This is a genomic window from Alteromonas sp. HB246098 (genome assembly GCF_054890645.1).
Genome location: NZ_JBTZUG010000009.1, coordinates 22814 through 44506 on the forward strand (window position 1 = coordinate 22814; position 21693 = coordinate 44506).

22 protein-coding genes are annotated in these 21693 nt (G+C 40.2%); all 22 read right to left on the reverse strand.

Features of this window, described 5'->3' with window-relative positions:
* Window positions 1-4: 4 nt before the first annotated feature.
* On the reverse strand, window positions 5-2719 hold the full coding sequence (locus ACYTPF_RS16760) for a glycosyltransferase (RefSeq protein WP_461853015.1): 2715 nt from the start codon (window positions 2717-2719) through the stop codon (window positions 5-7).
* Window positions 2720-3388: 669 nt separating this feature from the next.
* Window positions 3389-4561: a glycosyltransferase gene (locus tag ACYTPF_RS16765; protein WP_461853016.1), complete on the reverse strand. Its 1173-nt coding sequence runs from the start codon at window positions 4559-4561 to the stop codon at window positions 3389-3391.
* 293 nt (window positions 4562-4854) lie between these two features.
* A complete protein-coding gene (locus ACYTPF_RS16770) occupies window positions 4855-5565 on the reverse strand; it encodes a DUF6270 domain-containing protein (RefSeq protein WP_461853017.1) in 711 nt (236 codons plus the stop codon).
* A gap of 111 nt (window positions 5566-5676) precedes the next feature.
* Window positions 5677-6824 (reverse strand): IS3 family transposase gene (locus tag ACYTPF_RS16775; protein WP_461853018.1). Its coding sequence is split into 2 segments (ribosomal slippage): window positions 5677-6584 and window positions 6584-6824, totalling 1149 coding nucleotides; the frame shifts between segments, so codons are not numbered across the junction.
* 546 nt (window positions 6825-7370) lie between these two features.
* Window positions 7371-8567 (reverse strand): hypothetical protein, encoded by a 1197-nt coding sequence (locus ACYTPF_RS16780; RefSeq protein ID WP_461853019.1) that lies wholly within the window; start codon window positions 8565-8567, stop codon window positions 7371-7373.
* 9 nt (window positions 8568-8576) lie between these two features.
* A complete protein-coding gene (locus ACYTPF_RS16785) occupies window positions 8577-9416 on the reverse strand; it encodes a glycosyltransferase (RefSeq protein WP_461853020.1) in 840 nt (279 codons plus the stop codon).
* The gene (locus ACYTPF_RS16790; RefSeq protein ID WP_461853021.1) at window positions 9413-10183 is read right to left on the reverse strand and encodes a sulfotransferase family 2 domain-containing protein; all 771 of its coding nucleotides are present in this window, start codon (window positions 10181-10183) and stop codon (window positions 9413-9415) included. The genes ACYTPF_RS16785 and ACYTPF_RS16790 overlap by 4 nt, the downstream gene beginning before the upstream one ends.
* A 39-nt stretch (window positions 10184-10222) precedes the next feature.
* Window positions 10223-10903: a hypothetical protein gene (locus ACYTPF_RS16795; RefSeq protein WP_461853022.1), complete on the reverse strand. Its 681-nt coding sequence runs from the start codon at window positions 10901-10903 to the stop codon at window positions 10223-10225.
* A complete protein-coding gene (locus ACYTPF_RS16800) occupies window positions 10900-12441 on the reverse strand; it encodes a glycosyltransferase family 2 protein (RefSeq protein WP_461853023.1) in 1542 nt (513 codons plus the stop codon). Before ACYTPF_RS16800 ends, ACYTPF_RS16795 begins: the two co-directional genes overlap by 4 nt.
* Before the next feature lies 1 nt (window position 12442).
* Window positions 12443-14053, reverse strand: a complete 1611-nt coding sequence (locus tag ACYTPF_RS16805) for a hypothetical protein (protein WP_461853024.1) — start codon at window positions 14051-14053, stop codon at window positions 12443-12445.
* Window positions 14040-15278, reverse strand: a complete 1239-nt coding sequence (locus ACYTPF_RS16810) for a hypothetical protein (RefSeq protein WP_461853025.1) — start codon at window positions 15276-15278, stop codon at window positions 14040-14042. The genes ACYTPF_RS16805 and ACYTPF_RS16810 overlap by 14 nt, the downstream gene beginning before the upstream one ends.
* Before the next feature lie 405 nt (window positions 15279-15683).
* On the reverse strand, window positions 15684-16085 hold the full coding sequence (gene rplQ, locus ACYTPF_RS16815; RefSeq protein ID WP_012519212.1) for a 50S ribosomal protein L17: 402 nt from the start codon (window positions 16083-16085) through the stop codon (window positions 15684-15686).
* 41 nt (window positions 16086-16126) lie between these two features.
* Window positions 16127-17116 (reverse strand): DNA-directed RNA polymerase subunit alpha, encoded by a 990-nt coding sequence (locus ACYTPF_RS16820; protein ID WP_039217818.1) that lies wholly within the window; start codon window positions 17114-17116, stop codon window positions 16127-16129.
* Between the two features lie 19 nt (window positions 17117-17135).
* Window positions 17136-17756 (reverse strand): 30S ribosomal protein S4, encoded by a 621-nt coding sequence (rpsD, locus tag ACYTPF_RS16825; RefSeq protein WP_012519214.1) that lies wholly within the window; start codon window positions 17754-17756, stop codon window positions 17136-17138.
* Window positions 17757-17780: 24 nt separating this feature from the next.
* Window positions 17781-18173, reverse strand: coding sequence for a 30S ribosomal protein S11 (rpsK, locus tag ACYTPF_RS16830; protein WP_012519215.1), 393 nt, complete (start codon window positions 18171-18173; stop codon window positions 17781-17783).
* A 14-nt stretch (window positions 18174-18187) separates the two neighbouring features.
* A complete protein-coding gene (gene rpsM / locus ACYTPF_RS16835; protein WP_012519216.1) occupies window positions 18188-18544 on the reverse strand; it encodes a 30S ribosomal protein S13 in 357 nt (118 codons plus the stop codon).
* A gap of 175 nt (window positions 18545-18719) precedes the next feature.
* On the reverse strand, window positions 18720-18836 hold the full coding sequence (rpmJ, locus tag ACYTPF_RS16840; RefSeq protein ID WP_012519217.1) for a 50S ribosomal protein L36: 117 nt from the start codon (window positions 18834-18836) through the stop codon (window positions 18720-18722).
* A gap of 38 nt (window positions 18837-18874) precedes the next feature.
* Window positions 18875-20194, reverse strand: a complete 1320-nt coding sequence (gene secY / locus ACYTPF_RS16845; RefSeq protein WP_012519218.1) for a preprotein translocase subunit SecY — start codon at window positions 20192-20194, stop codon at window positions 18875-18877.
* A 5-nt stretch (window positions 20195-20199) separates the two neighbouring features.
* Window positions 20200-20634: a 50S ribosomal protein L15 gene (gene rplO, locus ACYTPF_RS16850; protein ID WP_012519219.1), complete on the reverse strand. Its 435-nt coding sequence runs from the start codon at window positions 20632-20634 to the stop codon at window positions 20200-20202.
* A 3-nt stretch (window positions 20635-20637) separates the two neighbouring features.
* Window positions 20638-20817, reverse strand: a complete 180-nt coding sequence (gene rpmD / locus ACYTPF_RS16855) for a 50S ribosomal protein L30 (protein ID WP_012519220.1) — start codon at window positions 20815-20817, stop codon at window positions 20638-20640.
* Between the two features lie 6 nt (window positions 20818-20823).
* Window positions 20824-21324 carry a 30S ribosomal protein S5 gene (rpsE, locus tag ACYTPF_RS16860; RefSeq protein WP_012519221.1) on the reverse strand — a complete coding sequence of 167 codons (501 nt, stop codon included), beginning with the start codon at window positions 21322-21324 and terminating at the stop codon, window positions 20824-20826.
* A gap of 9 nt (window positions 21325-21333) precedes the next feature.
* Window positions 21334-21687 carry a 50S ribosomal protein L18 gene (rplR, locus tag ACYTPF_RS16865; protein WP_014950908.1) on the reverse strand — a complete coding sequence of 118 codons (354 nt, stop codon included), beginning with the start codon at window positions 21685-21687 and terminating at the stop codon, window positions 21334-21336.
* Window positions 21688-21693 lie beyond the last annotated feature (6 nt).

Genomic DNA, 21693 nt, shown 5'->3' on the forward strand with positions numbered 1-21693 from the left:
TCTTTTAGCAGGATAATAGCCCAGCAATATTTTTTGCGACTTTCTCTTGGCTGCAATTGTCCACGACAAAGCTATAGCCTTTTAGGACCTGTGCACTGTACTTCTCTGCGCTGCTCCACATTTCTAAAACCATTTTTTCCACGTCTTTCTCTAAGCAGTAAACAGCAGCATCGCCAAAAATCACTTCATAACTGTGAGGCAAAAGAACAACACGCCCATGTGCCATTGCTTCCATTATATTTCTGCCGAATTCTTCTATGTAATCTTCATGAGTAAAGTGTAAAAAGAAATCTAATTCGCTGATGAAAGTATCAACCGCTACGGAGTCAAACTCTAATACAGACCAGTTTTTGGGTAATGTTTTTAACATCTTTTTAGGTGTTTTAGCCCCACCTAAAAGTTTTACAGCTACCTGTTTACTGTTTGCACAATAAGCTGCTTGTAGTTGCTTAGGTTGCGAAGGCCACTTTGTCCAATGGTCACGGCTATGGCGCCCCAGAATTATTTTCCTTTCGCCCCCAAAGTTTTCAGGTAGTTCAGGTGTTTTGCCAACTAGACTTTTAGAGTACGGTGGGTACCAAACTTGGTCATGAAGATGTTGCCCTCCACCAGCCATTTTCATGGTTTTATTTACAATAGGTGAAATTGGGATCCAAGTAGGCTTCTTATTGAATAACTTGACACACAGTTGGTTAACTTCGTCTTCGTTATAGTAATGCGGTTCTTGACTCCATAACTGCATTGGAGATTGATTAATAAGTATTCCAAGCTTTTCACATTGAATTTTAGGAACAGCGTCTATTTCGTACTTCAATATCGGCGGGTGATGTATAATAACTAAATCTGCAGATATTTCGTCTTCATGAACAAGCATATCGACGTTATCTTTATAAGTAAGTTCCGTATATTCATTAGCAATATCGGCAAGCTTCAAATCATACCTTGGCCAGTGGAAAAGCCCCACTCTGAGACCTGACTCTAAAGCTGCTGCTATATAACCCTCATTACACCTTCTTGTGCCACCTAGGAGACTTAAATCAGATATTATGACCAGATCATAATGATTATTTATCGGCCAATTATTTGGCGCTAAACCAGCGGGGATCGGGAATGGTTTTTTTAAGCTTGTTCTTTCAGTAATAATAGTTTCGCTATCATCTTCAACCTTATACTCTTTCCAGTAATTAGCTTGTCTAGAGTATTCATGGCGTATACCGAAAGTTAAGCTATTCAAACTCGTTTTTGCATTTTGAGTTAAGGAGTTTTCATGAACTAAAAAGAATGATAAGGGCACGCCAGTCAAAATATCTTGAACAGATTCTTTGCCCCAGAGAATTCTAGCTCTTTGAACAAATTCATCATCAGCGTTAGCCGAAACACCATCCCATTCACCCAAAGCTTTCAAGTCGCTCGCTCTTATAAGCACAGATGGGTAACTTCTATGAACGTACTCAAGGTTATTTCTTTGTGGCCTAAGCATAAAGCGCATGTCTGGCAAAACTCTTGCCATCATTGAGCAAGTCACTTTTAACCTGGGGTTGCTAAACATCGCTCCTAACTGAATTTCAAGCATTTGAGGGTGAGACCAGTCATCACTATCGTGGACTGTTATAAAATCACCTGTTGCAAGGCTAAGTGCTTTATTTCTAGTGCCATAAGCCCCTAAGTTTTCGGCGTTCTCAAACACCTTGAGTCTAGTATCGTTTTCCGCTAATTCGTTTAGTATCTCAACAGAACGATCTTTACTGCAATCATCTACAGCAATAATTTCTATGTTCGACCAGCTTTGCTCCAACAACGAGTTGATAGCAACCTTAATGTAGTCCTCAGCATTATATACCGGCACAAGAATGCTAACTTTGGGCCCATTGCTAATTGGTATAAAACTTTTCTCTGCTTTCAAATTACCAAAACTCATTCCTTTGCTAGCATCATTGAAGCTAAGTGGGGCTAATGAGTAATAATTGTAAATTTCGTTGATGTAAGAAAGTCTTTGCTCTGCCGGTAATTCTTGATTCGATAACGCACAGACAAAGTCACTGTCAAATCTATATTCTAAAGATGGCTTGATGAAGTTAGAAGCTTCTTCGTACTTACCAAGCTTTTGCAATGCCTCGACTAACAACAACTTTGTACGCTTTGAGCGATAAGACTTTATATCTAACTTACGAATCTTTCGTATATTTTCGACGGTGCAAGTCCAGTTGCTATTCGTTGCATGCCAGCGAGCTAGAACATATATTGCAGCTACACGTTCTTTTATCTTAACAGCAGAATTATCAGCTATTTTAGCCAACTCTGCAGAAGCATACTGACTAAAGCCGCCCCATAACTTTTTACTGAGATCCGCTACCTGAGTAGGGGCTGTTTTGTACCTAGAAGCAATTTTTTTAGAAGAGTGCAACAAAGAAGGCAGAGGCAGTCTGCCCTCCGTTCGTCCATACTCGATGAAATGTAGCAGCGGATTAATTCCCGACTCCTTCACATCTTGGTAATAGTCTATATACCACTTTGAGTCGAACGCTTTACTTGGATTACGACCTTCATTCGCACCATTTATAAGGTAATGTTCGATTGGATCCATACCAGCGGCTTCTACATCTGGATTTTCGCTCATATACCAAGAAGAATCAAAAAGGTTTGAGCGCTTTATAAGCTCTATTTGCTTCTTTGTAACGTTTCGCGTAAACGGAGAGCTTTTCTTAAATGCTTTGAACATTATGAGTTTCCATGTTTCAGTAAAAATGTACGACATACCTACTTAATTTATCAGTAAAACGAAAAGTTTTGGGTAGGTCGATACATCTTTAATTTGTTTCATTACTACTTTTCTAAATTTCAATTGGAAACGGACTTGTTTCCTTATAAGTAAATTCGTTGGTATCTATTTCGAGAGTATCGTGTAGGCCTCTCAGCAATCTACTGAGAAGGCACTGAAATAACAGATATTGGAGCCGAACAAAAAGTTTTAATGTTTGTCTTACCTATAAAAATTGTAGCAATAAGGCCTTATTACTCTTACTAAAGTGCGCAGTATAACAGCAATTCACTTGTAGCAAAAAGAACTGTTAATTTGGAAGTCATTTACTTGCGGCTGAATAGAGCCAATTGTACAGTGAGCGCCTAATGTTAGGAGATCATTCCTTACTATGCGTTCACCGTAAAATTAGGCTCAAGATCCTAGCAGTTCGTAGGGTCCTAATGTCATGCGGTCTAGTATCGCTGATGACCTCTCCATATGAACTCCGAAAGCCAGAAATCCATATAGAATAATTGGACATTGCTAGGTACTAAAAGGGATTACCGGACATAACCGTTCTCCCACTGCAAAAATGTACCTGTTTTATCAAACAGGTACTTTAAATAGTGGAAAACAATCCGGCCGTACTTATATAGTAAAATCAAGAACTGACATGTATAGATTAGCAACACTCTTTACATGCCTTTCTGGCGCAAAACGCCATGACATACTGTTTGCCACGTCATCCCTAACACTTACATAACGCTGAGATAGCTCGTCAACCTTATTAAATTCATCTTTAAATTTGCTGGCATTAACATTTTCGACAAGACAGAATGGAGAGAGCTGCTGGAGTAACTCTTTATGTCCTCCCTCAGAGGAAATAATCATCGGAGTACCCAACATACCAGCTTCAACTATTGTACGTCCTAAAGGTTCATTTTTGGCAGTAGAAACTAATACATCGGTTCCCGAGACAATTCGCAAGGCATCATAACGATAACCAGCAATAATGAAGTTTTTTGAAACGTCTGATGGTAGGTACTTTCGTTTTAAATCATTAATTTCACTACGAACCGTTAACCCAAGACAAATAAAATAATGACGCTTATCAGATTTTATAGACTTTGCAGCTGCCTCAAAAAACATCTCCCAACGCTTTCTTTTATTACCATTGGCAATCATCGTAAATACTTTGGCGTCTAATGGAATATCAAATTCTTTTTTTAGCCAATAACTATCTTGTTTGCGATCATAAACTCCATCAATAGTAATGGGATCATCTACTACTATAACTTTCTCTCTGATACTTTCGGGTGCGCGATCCCTAACGAACATAGTGATGGTCAGCACCATTTCGGCCGCAAGCAGAAACTCTTCAGCTTTAGCGGGATGCTGAAACAATCCTCTCTCATGCCATACGTGAATAAATCCAAGTTTTTGTTTCAAGGCACCCCAAATCCTATGCATACCAGCATCATTTGTATGAATAGTACCAATAGACTCTCTCAACAAATGCCTCTCGACATCAGCAGAATGATGCAAAATACCGTCAATAACAGAGTCGTCAAATGGGGCTCTTTTATCAATTGTTGGCAATTCAATAACAACGTAATCTAAACCTAGGCGTGTAATGTAATCAACGGTGGGACCATCGTTATCTATAATTACGACAATTTGAAACCCCATTTGTGACATTTTCACGGCCAAATCAAGAGCTGATAAATCGGCTCCGCCAGGTCTAGCCTCTTCCCAGTTCCCACGCTCTCCTTTTCTCCCGGAAATAGGGAAGCCAATTTTTTTCATCGATGAGTAATTCACAAAAATAAAACCTCAATAATCTCAGCTATATGCAAATATCCAAATATGCATACTAAAAAATAAAAATATAAAATTTACGCTTTAAGTAAATTCAAAATATAGAACTTTTGACTCTTCGCAACTTTTCGTCAGTTTACTTTAATTAAAAGCATATACCCTATAACTATCTCTTGCCTTTTTATGAAAAGCAGCAAAGGAATAATTAGAGTTAAAAGAATTAATGCTTTAAAATATTACGTCGGGCTAATATATTCATATTGAAATCAGCAAACCAAAATTGACAATTAAACTGATTACAAATCTTGTGAAGTTTTCTTTTGCAACTCAGAAAGAAAAAATTTGTATGTGTCCGTAGTAAAATGAAAAGGCGCCAACCCCCACTTATGGTTAGCATCTGCTTTTATTATTCCTTCGGGGTACTCTATCATTGCGTGACGCCCGAAAGCGTCTTCTAACTTGAGGTAGGCCTCTCGCAAATATTGGTTTTTTTCTGCAATATTCGATGAAGAATCTATAGAGTGATCGCCTGTTGGCTGATAATACACGCAATTAACAAAAATTTTATCTAACTTTAGCTCGTCACAATGACTCTTAAGACGTCTTAAACCAGTTTCCCATAAACTTTTAAATTCGCCAGATGAGCTTTTTACTATACGACCCTCTTGACGTTGAGAGTTCATTGCTTTCTTGTACTCCGATGAAACAGTATGTGACGAATCATCATCAAACAACTTCAGATTAAATCTGTCATCAATTAGGTCAATAACAATAATGTCATTTTGACTGTCTTCTAAACTAAGCCAAAATCGCTTGGTCATATCTCTTTCTACCATTCTCTTTTGAAAAGTAGATTTAATATTATCAAGTAATTTTGAGTCTTTTCTGCTTTTGGTTGCCAATGACGCCAAGCTGGTTCTTGCCGTATAGTCAACTAACTCAAAATCTGTTGCTATTTCAAGTGCATCCCGAGTTACACAACTACCAAGAATTCGTACTTTTTTCATTTTAAAAAACGCTGTAACCTTAATCTCTGCTTTATTTTTAACATCTCATAACGTTAAATGTAAATAAAATCTACACTTTCAGTAAAACTCGGCTGAATCGACCAGACTTTACTAGACAGATTTTTGTTTGAATTCTTCTAGCTTTTCATAAGCCAGTGGAGGCATATTATTCGCTTCACCATGCTTGCGTCTAGAGTTATAAAACATTTCGATATAATCGAATATGTCGGCTCTTGCATGTTCACGTGTTGTATAAATTTTTCTCTTTATTCGTTCTCGCTTAAGTAGTTGGAAGAAGCTCTCCGCGACGGCATTATCATGGCAGTTCCCTCGACGGCTCATGCTGGCTTTTAGATTGTGCTCAGTTAGGAAGTCGCTCCATTCATAGCCAGTGAATTGACTTCCCTGATCTGAATGTATAAGTACCTGCTTTTTGGGCTTTCGTCGCCACACCGCAGCTAGCAGCGCTTGAGTAACAAGCTCAGATTCCATGCGAGAACTCATCGACCAACCAACAACAGCGCGAGAGTATAAATCTAAAACGACGGCGAGGTAGAGCCAGCCTTCATGAGTGCGGATGTAGGTAATGTCAGTGACCCAGTATCTGTTCGGTGTAGCAACCGTAAACTGCCTATCAAGCACATTATCGGCAACAACCGCAGGCTTGCCGCTGAAGTGGCCTTTATGTTTTTTATAACCGACTTGTGCCTTTATACCTTCTAGCTTCATCAATTTGGCTACACGATGTTTGCTGCACGCTTCGCCTAAATTCTTAAGGTCACTCGTGACTTTTCTATACCCATAGACACAGCCACTTTCTAGCCAAGAATGCTTAATTAACCCCATTAAGCGCTCGTCTTCTAACTGTCGCTTTGATTTCGGCTTATCCACCCATGCATAAAAGCCACTTCGTTGTATTGAGAGTGCTTCACACATGAGTTTTATTGGGTAATTCTTGAGCCTGGCTTTTATGAACGCGTATTTTTCTTTGACTCGCCCGCGAAAAATACGGTGGCTTCCTTTAGGATGTCGCGTTCCATTGTTACGCGTTTAAGCTCTTTTTCTAGCTGCTTAATTCGGTCGGATTGTTCTTGAGACTGCCTATGTTCTTCACTATCTGGGCCGTAGGATTCTATCCAGTTATAAAGTGAACTGCTGGTCACTCCCAGCCTCTCAGAAACGCTTGCCACCGAATAACCTTGGTCAGTAACTTGTTTAACGGCTTGTATCTTAAATTCTTCTGTAAATCGCTGAGACATCTTTTCTCCTTAGTACACATAATTATAAAGCAATTAAGTGTCTAGAGAAGTCTGGTCGATTCACCCTTGTTGCTCGCACCAAAGTCGCCAGCGGCTCTATAGCAGGCACGGCCTCCGTTGTAACTGGTGCAATACCAGAAAACGTTGTTGTTGTTGGCTCGCCCGCTCGAATCGTTAGAACCAATGTAACTTGGAGTCGAGAAAAAGCGGATTTAGACGATTACAGTTCAACCCTGCTAGTTCGATAACAAAGTTTACGCTTTAAAGTGATATAAAGTAATTTTCAAAAATAATCTGCATTACTGGATTCCAATTGACCACTAGCAAGACGATCCAAGTTAGTTTTTTTAGTTTTTCTCGGTAAGCTGCCAAATGCAGGTTACCGAGGTTTAACATATTCATTTCTACGCACAGCATGTTAGCCAGTAAAAAGCTATTTCTCTGTCGTTTCCTAACCCCCTAATTCTTAGTGTAATTATTCAGACTGCCACTGTTTAGGGGAAGTGTACAACCTCTCGTCGCTATAATCAGGCACTGACTTTCGAGCTATTCAATCAACGAGTTATACTCCTCAAGTTTTCTCTTTATAAAGGGGCCATTCGGCCTTGCTATACTTGCCAAAAGCATAAGTTCACGTGCGATAATTGTATCTTCTACCTCCATACTAACCGCAGCATCTCTAATCAAATCTATCGACTTGGCGGACAGTGAGGGAAAAGAATAAAATTTATCGAAGACACTTGATAGTTCAATTAGGTTAGACACATCAAAATTAAACACCACTCTATTCGCTGAAGTGTATTCTAACTGTTCACCATTGTAGAAAAGAAGATCAACTAGATATAAGTATGTAAACGGTCCGTCTACCTTCCCTCTTTTCATCAGCGTATCCAAACAGTCACTATCAGAAAAAAAGGGAGAAATCACCACATCGCCATACGAATCAAAATCTAGAGCTTCAAAAAAGTAACCATAACCAGAAAGCGCAATTTTATGTTTTTTGTTAATTACACATCCTGGTGACCCCTCAGCTCCCTTTAACCCAAAGTAACCTATGGCTAGCAACTTGTTCCTGACATCACATTTGACGCAAAATTCTTTTTTGATTTCTGCATATTCAATATGGATAAGGTCATTCTTAAATTCGGTAGAATTGCCAACAACTTCTGGGATATTGACAATTGAAAAGGGGTTGTTTTTACACTGTCCTCCCGAAGGTCTATTTCTCTTTAATCTATATTCGTGACTAGCTAAGACACCTCCTAAAATAATACCGAAAAAATAAGACGTACGATGGCTTAGGTGTATTTTATCTTTAAAATGGCCTTTAGAAAAATTGAGCTCGTTAAGGTCAATTACAGATATAGAATTCAAATGGCAAAGTTCTAAAACGGTGTCATAGAAAGAATTAAACTTGTAATCTCTCAATCCAATTACGGGAAAAAAAACATTGACAATATTAACGTTTAATGTGCTAAGAAATTTGTAAAATTCCTCGCACAAATGTTGATACTCATCACTTAGAATTCCTCTATAAACATTAACGTCGTTTATGTAATGATCTAGTATCAACAGATCACAATTCTCGACTAATTCTCTATTTTTTATTAAAGTCTTTAGGTGGTAAAAAAAAGGTACTCTACCACATGAGAGCTGAATGACCTCATGTTGTAGGCGGAGAGATTGTATAAACCCCTTGTTCCCAATTACCGAATTTGATGTGCCTACAACTACAATTTTCATATTTATCTGCTATAAGAATACGAAATATTTATCTACCAAATCTTTAGTTAAGGGTTGCTCAGATCGCTTGACCTTGTTAATAATAGGTATCTCGACTCCCTCTCCCAACCTTTGAACATAGGTATCATTCGTTTCGTGAAGAGACCTTATCCAGCAGTAACTTATAGTTCCGTCTAATATAAGTGGTACTTGCCTATCAATCTTTTTATGAGAAACATTGGGAACAGCAGACTTTATTCTGTGCTCACCGGTCTCACTGCAGTGATTTATAAAACCCAGCCCGATTGCAATTTTTTCATCATAGCTTTCGACAAAATGTGTATATGTATCTAACTTTGAATCATATAATGCGTTAACACCAGCTGGTAGCGATAGCGCTTTGCCGACAAAAGCATCTACAGCGTATCTTGATATATACTCAAAAAAGTGAGGTGCAAGAATATCGTCATCATCTAATCTTAGAAGAGAATATACCCCTCCCTGATTTCTTCCTTGAAATTCTTCGCTTATTAATGCTCTGGTACTTTCGACTATATTAAAATCTTCTTCATATGTTACCCAGATTATCTTCAACCAACTATAATTCTCTTCTGCGCTAGACAATAGGTCTTGTGCCCACGAACTAATCAGAGTGGAAGCAAAAACGAAATGCCTTACTTGTGCGCCCTCTTTATGCGCTTTTTCAATATTTTTAACTGTTCTATCAAGAAATATTTTTAATCGACCACGCAAGCGCTCGTCATTTGCGACAACATTATCGATTTGCTCCTGTACAGTTAAAGCACTCGTTTTCCAAGCCTTTGTCATATTTTTATTGACCAAGCTAAATCGTGTGTATAAAAAAATCATTTGCTATTATCCTTTAAGCTATTGATTAGCTCGTAATCTGTTACATAAAAAGCTTTCAGTTGCTCTTCGATTTTAGGAGTTCTAAAAAGAGCACTTTTAGGAATTCTTTTTTCGCTTTTAAAAATTTGATTTAGCTCTTCAGCAGACTGAGTAACCACATTCCCCTCTCTCTCGCTTTCGATATTGCTAGTACTCGCATTGACAGGCTTTTCGAAAAACTTTTGAGCTAGAGCAGTTCCAACGACTAACTGCATTGAATCATACAAGGAGTTCATGGGAATAACAGCATTGTAATTTATATCTCGCAAATGAAGATGTTGAGAGTAAAGGTGAGGATCTAACTCTCGTTCGCTTACTTGCTGGTTCATTATATATAGTGAAATAAATTCTTCGAAACTAGCCTTAAATGCATCCCTTCCAGTAATTTTCTCATAACTTTGGAAAATATCCTTGTTTCCAGTATTTTGAATGAACTTATTTTTGTATACAGAAATAGCTCTATCTATAGGATCCCTAAATATGAAGATTCTAAAATCACATGAACAAAGCTTATCTAATGAACTCTCTACATGAAGTTGATTTAAGGCCGCTAAATCTGTTTTATATTCAGAAAAGCATCCATGAGAAAAATGAGAAAAAAACTTTTTAAAAGAACTGCAAGCATTTTTACGTATGTAAGTATAGGCAATACTTACACCATCTACTTTAATAGTATAGGTGTTTGAAACAGGCCTTTCGGTAAAATCCCAGTTGTTTAGTGAATACATATTTTTCCAGTGGTTTGAAATTGAACTCGTAGCGAGACACTAAAATAATTTAGAATACCCAGTTAGCAATTGAACTTCTTTGGTTACATTTAAGGGCCACTTGGTAGTAAATGTGGAAAAGATCGTTTGCCCATGCTTAATTTCTCTTAACCACTCTTCTTTTCTTGCAATACAAACTATGGGCAATTCCTTTTTAGAACAGTGCACAGCGAATCTAACATCTACGTATTTTTGAGAACCTTTCATAAACGCATGTCGAGGCCTGTTTTTAGCTTTAATTGCTACAGTACCTGTTCCAACTTGGTTAACTAAACGGTCCTTCTCTAACGCCCTTGGAAATGAAAACACCCTACGAAGCCCTACATCACCATCATAGGCATCTGGGTAAATAACACCATGAAGTCCATATGCTGCTTCATCATTTTTTGCTAACTTTTGACACATCACAAATGAATAATTCTCTGGATAAATAATATCATCATCAACATATAAAATAACGTCTTCATCATCTACATCAATATCTAAAAATTTACCAACATCTCTTTGATCGGTGGCAGGAATTATTGCTTCTAACTTCTTATATTTATTTAGAAAGGGCGGGATTTCTTCGTAATTATTGAGGCATAGATGTATTTTATCAACTTGGTTATAAAGAGAGTCAATCGCAGGTAAAATCAATTCACCACGCGCCGGAAAAGTACACATACATGCAATAATCATATCGCCTCACCTTCACACTGAACACCATGATATTCTCTGTATATTCCTTGATCCCTCAGAACATTATCGACGTCTTCGTCAGACACTATGTGGCTGCCAATAACTCTTTGTCTCGCCGCAATATCTGAATAAGCTCTGCGTCTAGGTGCTACACAGCCAGTATTTTCCGCAGCCAAGCCTGGGCGCTTTGTCAAAGAACCATCGCCCCACAGCCCAAGAATCAGCGGTTCATCTAGCACTCTAACGTTTTCGGCACCAAGCATAAACAAGCATAATTCATGGAATTCAGTATCTGCGGCTACAAGCGATTGCCTAAACTTAGGCAAAATACTAAACACTTCTTTTTTTACCATTGTCGACACTACGCAAAATCTGTTGATTAGACCATCTGGGAAAAATATGACCTCTCCCTTTGGTGATATTCTTATCCAACGGCAACTTGTAACGAGCGATTGAGAAACCGTTAAATCATTTACTTGTCGCTCTATCCGTTGGGGGATAGCTATGTCATCTGCATCTTGAAAAGTAATGAACTCTCCTCGGCAAAGGGGAATAAGCGCATTTCTTATATTGTAAGTGCCTTGATTTTCTCTTGATGAAAAAACTCTGACACGTCTATCGGTTAACGCTAAAGACTTCATTATTTCTAGAGAACGATCATCGCTGTTGTCATCACACACAAGAATTTCAATATCTTGGTAGCTTTGATTCAACAGAGAGCGAATCGCATATGCCACTGTTTTATCCGAGTTAAAGCATGACATTATTATCGAGACTAGCGGTCCTCTCTTAACATTTGGCCTTTCAAACACTAATGAATCTAAAACATTTTCATCGAGCGATAAAGACACGACGTTAGACAAGTCATAGTGTGCTAGCAAACCATTTAATGCTGACTTATAGCTCTCAGCATTTTTAAGCCTAGCTTTATTCAACCCAAGACCCAGCCTGTGCTGAATATGCTCAAAAGATTCAAGCTCTATATTTTCTAAAAACTCTTTATTGTCGAAGTTATCGAAGATAACGTTGTTTTGCTGTACCTTCTGGGAAAAGTCCTTCGAAGAGAATTTTGTTAGGTTGCTAGATATTTTAGTCGGTATTGAAAGCATTGGTAAAATAAGGGGGTGGTTTACCTTCACCAACTCAAGTAACTCTTCGTCTTGGCTCAATAGAAATGCGTTTCTTACGTGCTTCGCGAAATAATTTTTCTCGTCTTTATCTAAGTTTGAAAAGTTAATTGCGAATGACTTTACTTGGTTCAAGTAAGTCTCTGACATTTGAACAAAGCGAAGTCCGTCCATGTACCTCAACAAGTTCTTCTTCTCTTGAGCTAGTGGTGCTCTACATAAGTCATAAGCCAGAGTGTGAATATTAGTATACTTTGCTACCTTAGGCTCAAAGCCATCCAATACATACTCAGCTTTTTGTAATAAATTTTCCTTAGTGTAGTGACTCAATAAAAACTTAAGCGCTCCGAAGTCATTTCCATATTGTTTTGCTTTCTCAAGCAAATTCAGAACTTTTATTGATTTATTCACTTTAAACTTCTCTTTTTCCAACTTTTATAATCGCTAAGCCTTTTTCTGCTGACAGTGACGTTACGTCAAAAGGTCTACTTTTAAGTTCAGCTTCTTTCTCCCACATTTCTACACATTCTTTTTCATCAATTCTTGAATAATCGTCCATAAATATAGTGAGGTTAGACTGTTCAAAAATATTGATAATTTTAGGGAATGCAGGATAACGCGCATGTTTGTTTGTCGCACCAGGAGGACCATCCACAAGAACAAGTACGTTAGCAGGAATGTTTTCATTGTAGACTTGATCAAGCTTGGTCTCGCAATCGTAATGCATATACGTGTTGCCTAGTGCTTCAAAGCTGGTAAGCGGGGCGTGACATAAATCTACGTGCTGTTCAACACCATGCTTCCTAAGCATGGTTAAAGTACTGTTGTAATACTTTTCTAAATGGTCAAAGCTTATAAAACGAGTTTGAGCTGCGCTCATTTTAGCAAGTGCACTGCACATAATTAGTGTAGATGTTCCACTGCCGAATTCGATTATCAAATCAAACTTCTGGGAAGTAATCATATCGATTAGACGCACACCAACGTCAGGGCTCACAGGCCAACCATGAAAATGAACAGGTAATACACCGTATTGTAAAAACCTTTTTATAGTGTCGTATGCTTCTAATTGAGTAACAACGTTGGCAGTTCTACTTTTTACTATTGAATCAATTTTACTTGAAGACTCAAGCCTGTTTTCTACTAATGAGTCTGAAAACAACTTCGGTAACTTATCTAAGCTTTCATTAGTGCTTTTCAAGGTGTCAGCGATAGTACTTGGGATGGAAGTAGAGATACTTTCAAGAGCTGTCAGAACAGCACCAAAGTGATTATTAACGTCACTTGCTAACTCCACCGTTTCTTTTGCAGAGTTTCTAATTTTTGCTATTTCTGAGTCTAGTACGTCTAATTTACCCTTGATCACTTGGAACGTCGAAGTTAGCTCTTGTTGCTTAGTGTTTAGTCTACAAACAGCCTCTTGCACTTCATCTCGAGAAAACATATAAATTGCATTAAAATCATCATTAAGAACTTCAGTAACACAAAAGCCTTGTAATTCCATTAGGTGGATGTATTGATATGGCTTACTTCTTCCATCTCTAGTTCTTGTTAACCTTAGAAATATCGTTGAAAAGAACTGACTTTGCGTACTTAATAAAAATTCTCTTAATACCTCGTGCTCTACTTGTACAAAGTCTATAATTAAAGCGTTCAAGCTCGTAGAGCACTTTAGCTCAATCTCGTCAATTATCTCTAATATGCTTTTGGGCGTTATATCAATAGTTTCTAAATGTCTACAGCCCGGAAATTCGCTCAGTATAGTATTTAACTCCCCAACACTTGATAAATTAGCGGGAGAAAGAACGTGAAACTGTCTATCACCTGGTTGAGCAATAAGCGCTCTTTTTCTATCGATTTGTGTTGCTACGATGTTATCGCTAGGGTTGTTATATACTGCTGATTCTGAGGCGTCTATTAGGTATAGCGTGTCGCAACCAAGCTTTACCGTTCCATTGAAAAGACAATCTCCACAACCAAGCCAAACGATGTTTTCAACTTCTAAGAAATTATTGTTCATCATTCTTGCCATTAACTAGTACTAACAGGTTACTTTGGTAAACTCGCCCTTCTTTCTTTCCATAACGCAAATAGTGAATTAACGGGTTGACCCCTTGGTTTGCCACGTCGGGATATGCTTTTAAATAAGACAGGCCATCAAAATTTTCACTTGGTTGCTTGCCTTCGAGATAACCGGTAGTAGCGTAATGTTCCTCGGCTGCTATTTGGGTACCTTGAGTGTCTGGATATTGTTTTAGATACCATTCTCTATTGAAGAGAGGCGAGTTTTTCAAGAGGTTAATGTTATCTTCCAATTCCTGCTCATTGTTATTTAACACTTTAGAAAGCATGGTTTTGAGCGATTTAGTTGCCTTCACTGCCTTGTTATTTTCAAATGAACGTAGCGCACTTCTTGAGTGCATTAAAGCTAGTTCTTTTAAGGCTAGTTCTCTCTTTAACTTTTCATTATTTTTACGTTCTCTGTCTAACTTTATGCTAATCGACTTAGCATATTTATCCAGCTCTTCAACTTTCTTCTTATATTCCCGTAACACAGAATTTTGAGCTTCAATTTCTTGCTGAAAGCTTTTTTCTATACTCACTGCAGAAGCTTCAGAATCTGACTTTTTCTTACGAAGCCAAATAACCTTTTTTTCCAACTCTACCTTCGCATTCTTAAGAGCTTTAAGATCGTTAGAATACTGTAAATTTGAGTCATGAATATCTTCATATTTGGATTGGAGCTTTTCTAATTCTTCAAAGAGTATTATCTTCTGTTGCTCATTATCAGCTTTAACTGACTCAACATCCTCTAGCCAATCAATACTTTCTACAAAAGTGCACAAATCAGTGGTGTTCGCTAAAATATCTTGCTTCACAATTGTTTGGAATATATTTGAAGCCCTACTTAGTTCTGACGTCGAATAAGAATTTGCTAATAGGTAACTAACACCAGCAAGTTGCAGCTTCTTTCTATCTAGTAACATTGTTCCAAAATTCAGAGACTTGAAGCTTATTTTTTGACTGTTAGCCTTATAAATGTTGTACAAACTTTCTACGTAGCGACTCCAAACTTCATTAATGGCTGCTAACGAGCTATTATTTGCTAAAGAATAATAAAGACAGCCTTCGAAAGGCATTACTAGCCATGTGGTTTCATCCTCGACTTTTGATACACCTTCCACATACACAACGTCAATGTTTGGGACATTGAAGGTTAATGCCGATGGTAGTAGAAGCTTTTCCATTTAACTTACTCTTAATTTGCAGTTTTTCTGACAGCGACCGAATCATACTTCGCTGGGAGAAGTGCACACATTTATGTATGTCGCTTTAGATTTATGACGTAAGGACCACAATTGTAAACTTTTAGTGCAAGTAATTACAATGGTACGCGGCGAAATGAAGAGAATATTAGTTTTTAAATATGAGTAATACACAATAAAAAACCTGCTCATCGCTAGACTTAGTCAGGTCCCGAAAAGAAATACCCGCTTGTTCGACTATTTGCGCTTGAGTAAGCTATGCGTTTTTTGACGCGAAGTCTGCGTTCATTATTTGTGAGTGGGCGCGGCTTATACTCATCGTACTCCGGCCACAAAAAAAAGGGGCCTGAGTTTTCACTCAGGCCCCTTTTTCTAATCGAGTATTAATTACTCTTCAGTTGCTTCTACTGCTTCTTCTTCAGCTTCTACAACTGGACGGTCAACTAGCTCAACATATGCCATTGGGGCATTGTCGCCAGCACGGAAACCGCATTTAAGAATGCGAGTGTAACCGCCTGGGCGAGCTTCGTAACGAGGACCAAGCTCGTTGAATAGTTTACCTACAACCTCTTTGTCACCAGTGCGGGCAAAAGCTAGACGGCGATTTGCAACGCTGTCTTCTTTAGCCATAGTGATTAGAGGCTCGATTACGCGACGTAATTCTTTCGCTTTTGGTAACGTAGTTTTGATCACTTCGTGCTTGACCAAAGAACCGGCCATGTTTTTGAACATAGCTTGACGATGGCTGCTGTTGCGATTCAACTGACGACCACTCTTACGATGGCGCATAGTTTTATCCTTCTCTACAAATCAGTTTGATAAAAACCTGATTAATCTTTTTCAGCGATGCTCTCTGGCGGCCAGTTTTCTAGGCGCATACCTAGAGAAAGACCACGAGATGCTAGAACATCTTTGATTTCAGTTAGCGATTTCTTACCAAGGTTTGGCGTTTTAAGTAGCTCAACCTCAGTGCGCTGTACCAGGTCACCAATGTACTGGATAGCTTCTGCTTTCAAACAGTTTGCAGAACGTACTGTTAGCTCTAGGTCATCTACTGGGCGAAGCAGAATCGGATCGAATTCTGGCTTCTCTTCTTTCGCTTCTGGCTCAGATACATCACGTAGGTCTACGAATGCATCTAGCTGTTCAGCTAGGATAGTAGCAGAACGGCGGATCGCTTCTTCAGGATCTAAAGTACCGTTCGTCTCCATGTCGATGATTAGTTTGTCTAGGTCTGTGCGTTGTTCAACACGAGCAGACTCTACACTGTAAGCAATACGTTCAACTGGGCTGTATGAAGCGTCAACTAACAAACGACCAATTGGACGATCATCTTCTTCAGAGGAGCGACGGGTAGAAGCTGGTACATAACCACGGCCCATTTCTACTTTAATGCGCATGCTGATTTCAGCTTCGCCAGTTAAAGTACAAATAACATGCTCAGGGTTTGCAATTTCTACGTCGCCATCATGCTGAATATCACCAGCAACAACAGGGCCAGCGCCAGATTTCACTAGAGTTAGGGTTGCCTCAGTTTTACCTTCAAGGCGAACCGCTAAACCTTTAAGATTTAGCAAAATCTCAATTACGTCTTCCTGAACACCTTCTTTGGTGCTGTACTCGTGAAGAACGCCGTCAATTTCTACCTCGGTAACTGCACATCCTGGCATAGATGACAGTAAAATACGACGTAGGGCGTTACCTAGAGTGTGGCCAAAGCCGCGCTCTAGTGGTTCCAAAGTTACTTTGGCACGAGTAGGAGAAACGTTTTCGATCTCAACTAATCTCGGTTTTAGGAATTCAGTCACAGAACCCACAATGCTTCCTCTTTAGTTAGCTTTACTTAGAGTAAAGTTCGACGATCAACTGTTCGTTAATTTCCGCAGACAGGTCAGTTCTTTCAGGAACGCGCTTGAAAGTGCCTTCCATTTTGCTGCTGTCTACTTCAATCCAGGTTGGCTTCTCACGTTGGTCAGCCAGTTCCAAAGCAGCAACGATACGCGCTTGCTTTTTAGCCTTTTCACGAACAGAAACCACGTCTTCGGCAGAAACGTTAAACGATGGGATGTTCACAACTTGACCATTTACCATGATCGCCTTGTGGCTAACTAGCTGACGTGCTTCAGCACGAGTGCTAGCGAAACCCATACGGTAAACTACGTTATCAAGACGCTGTTCTAAAAGCTGTAGCAAGTTTTCACCTGTGTTGCCTTTTAGACGTGCAGCTTCTTTATAGTAGTTGCGGAATTGTTTTTCCAGTACGCCGTACATACGACGAACTTTTTGTTTTTCACGCAGCTGAACACCGTAGTCAGACAGACGGCCACGACGGGCACCGTGCTGACCAGGCGCTGTATCGATTTTACATTTAGAATCGATTGCGCGAACGCCGCTTTTTAGGAACAGGTCAGTTCCTTCGCGACGGCTAAGTTTGAGTTTAGGACCCAAATATCTTGCCATGATCTTTCTCCAACTGTCCGTCGATTAAACGCGACGTTTTTTCGGTGGACGACAACCGTTGTGAGGAATAGGGGTCACATCGGTAATGTTTGTGATCTTATAACCTGTAGCGTTAAGAGCACGGATCGCAGACTCACGGCCTGGACCTGGACCTTTAACGAATACTTCAAGGTTCTTAAGACCGTATTCTTGTGCAGCAACACCTGCACGCTCAGCAGCTACCTGTGCAGCAAATGGGGTAGATTTACGTGAACCACGGAAACCAGAACCACCAGATGTCGCCCATGCTAGTGCATTGCCTGAACGGTCTGTAATAGTCACAATTGTGTTGTTGAAAGACGCATGGATATGAGCCATTCCGTCTGCAACCTGACGTTTAGCGCGCTTACGCGTGCTACGAGCTGGTGCTTTAGCCATAACTTACTCCCCGTTTACTTCTTAATTGGCTTACGAGGACCTTTACGGGTACGCGCATTAGTTTTAGTGCGCTGACCACGTAGAGGCAAGCTACGACGGTGGCGAATACCACGGAAGCAACCCAGGTCCATCAAACGTTTGATGCTCATAGAGACTTCACGGCGTAGGTCACCTTCAACGGTGAATTTAGCCACTTCGTCACGAAGCTTATCAATAGTAGCTTCGTCTAGCTCTTTGATTTTTGTATTTTCTGCAACACCAGCACCCGCACAAATGCTTTTCGCACGTGTGGGACCAACGCCATAGATCGCTTGGATAGCGATTACAGCATGCTTGTGCTCAGGAATGTTAATGCCAGCGATACGGGCCATTAACAGCACTCCTCTTGTTTATTTGTCGACGACCTAAAAAGCCCGATAGGATACTTACCCGTCGACTAAATTGCAAATTAAGGTTCAAAATACTTTTAAACAAAACTAGCAGAACCTGACAAGTATAATTCAGGTTCTGCTCACTTAGTCTTGCAAATATTCTGTTCCGCTTTGATTAGCCCTGACGCTGCTTATGCTTTGGGTCAGAACTGCAAATTACACGCACAACACCGTTGCGCTTGATAACTTTACAGTTACGGCAAATCTTTTTTACTGATGCACGAACTTTCATTACATCTTTCCCCTTTCTATCAATATTAAGGGGCTAACTTATCGGCCGTAGCCTTTAAGGTTAGCTTTCTTCAGCACAGACTCATATTGACTAGACATCAAATGTGTCTGTACTTGTGCCATAAAGTCCATGATAACCACTACAATAATTAGAAGCGACGTACCACCGAAGTAGAACGGAACATTCCAAGCGATTAGCATGAATTCAGGCACTAAACAAATAAAGGTTATGTACAGTGCGCCAGCCAGTGTAAGGCGAGTCATTACCTTGTCAATGTATCGTGAGGTTTGCTCACCCGGGCGGATGCCTGGGATGAACGCGCCAGACTTCTTCAAGTTATCTGCTGTATCACGCGGGTTGAATACCAACGCCGTGTAGAAGAAGCAGAAGAAGATAATCGCAGCTGCGTATAACATCACGTACAGCGGTTGACCAGGAGATAGCATAAGCGCTACATCTTGCAACCACGCTGTTGATTCATTCTGTCCGAACCATCCTGCGATGGTACCCGGGAACAGAATAATGCTAGAAGCAAAGATTGGTGGAATTACACCAGCAATGTTGACTTTTAGCGGTAAATGGGTGCTTTGCGCAGCAAAAACCTGACGGCCTTGCTGACGTTTTGCATAGTTTACCACAATTCTGCGCTGTCCGCGCTCTACAAATACAACTAGGTATGTAAGAGCGATAACAATTGCGCCAATCAACAGTAGGAACAACAAGTTAATGTCGCCCTGCCTTGCTTGTTCCGCAGTCTGACCTATCGCTGTTGGCAGACCGGCAACAATACCAGCAAAAATCAATATAGAGATACCGTTACCAATACCTCGTTCGGTAATTTGCTCACCTAACCACATAAGGAACATAGTTCCTGTGACTAGACTCACCACTGCCGTAAAGTAGAATCCGAAGCCAGGGTTTATCACCAATCCATTAATCAGGTTAGGCAAACCAGTCGAAATACCAATAGATTGGAAGATAGCCAATACAAGCGTTAAATAACGCGTGTACTGACTAATTTTACGACGGCCTGCTTCGCCTTCTTTTTTAAGCTCCACCATCGGTGGGTGAACCACCGAGAGCAACTGCATGATAATGGATGCAGTAATGTATGGCATAATGCCCAAAGCCAGAACGGATGCACGCTCAAGCGCACCACCAGAGAACATGTTAAACATTTCTACAATGGTGCCTTTTTGTTGCTCGAACAAGTCAGCAAGTACCGCTGGATCGATGCCAGGGATAGGAACATAAGAACCTAGTCTGAATACAACAATCGCACCAAGTACGAACAACAATCTTGCCTTAAGCTCACTCAAGCCGCTTTTAGCGCCTGAATCCAATCCTGGTTTAGCCATCTAGCTTATTCCTCTACTTTACCGCCAGCAGCTTCAATCGCTTCTTTAGCGCCTTTAGTAACCTTTAACCCGCTTACTGTAACAGCGCGTGAAACTTCACCGCTCTTTACAACTTTAACGAACTGGATTTCTTTCTTAACAAGTCCAGCTGCTTTTAAAGTCTCAAGAGACGCAGTATCACCATCAACCTTCGCGATTTCAGCAAGAGTTACCTGATCAGTAACAAAGCTCTTGCGTGAAGTGAAACCGAACTTAGGAAGACGACGCTGGATAGGCATCTGACCACCTTCGAATCCTGGCTTAACACGGCCACCTGAACGGCTTTTTTGACCTTTGTGACCTACGCCACCTGTTTTACCAAGACCTGAGCCGATACCACGACCAGAACGCTTACCAGTAGGCTTTGAACCTTCGGCTGGAGAAATTGTATTTAAACGCATGTCTTACTCCTCCACTATCTCAACCATGTAATGTACACGGTTGATCATGCCACGAACGGCTGGGGTATCTTCCAGTTCACGAACATGGTTGATTTTACGAAGGCCTAAACCTTTAAGCGTAGCTTTGTGCTTTGGCAAGCGGCCAATTGCACTTTTAGTTTGCTTTACTTTAATCGTTGCCATGTCTGATTACCCCAAAATTTCTTCTACAGACAATCCACGCTTCGCAGCAACTTTCGCCGGGCTATTCATTTCTGTTAGCGCGTTGATTGTTGCACGTACAACGTTGATTGGGTTTGTAGAGCCGTAACATTTTGAAAGTACGTTTTGTACACCAGCTACTTCAAGTACTGCACGCATCGCACCACCGGCAATAATACCGGTACCTTCAGATGCTGGCTGCATGTAAACTTTAGAGCCAGAGTGACGACCTTTAATCGGGTGCTGTAACGTGTGACCGTTAAGGTCTACGTCAACCATGTTGCGACGTGCCTTTTCCATTGCTTTTTGGATTGCAGCAGGAACTTCACGTGCCTTACCGTAACCAAAACCAACGCGACCGTTACCGTCACCCACTACTGTCAATGCAGTGAAACTAAAGATACGACCACCTTTAACCACTTTAGAAACGCGGTTTACAGCGATCAATTTCTCTAGAAATTCACCATTTTGAACGTCTTGTTTAGCCATTATAAACTCCTAGAACTGAAGACCAGCTTCGCGAGCTGCATCAGCTAATGCTTTAACGCGACCGTGGTATTGGAAACCACTACGATCGAAAGCCACTGTTTTAATGCCTTTCTCAAGCGCGCGCTCTGCGATTGCTTTACCGACTACCGTCGCTGCTTCAGCGTTACCTGTAGACTTAAGATCTTTCGCAAGATCTTTCTCAACAGTTGAAGCCGCTGCCAACACTTCAGAACCGCAAGGAGCGATTAACTGAGCGTAGATGTGGCGAGGTGTACGGTTAACTACCAAGCGATGCGCGGCCAGTTCACGAATTTTTGCTCGTGCGCGAGTAGCGCGACGAATGCGAGCTGTTTTCTTATCCATCGTATC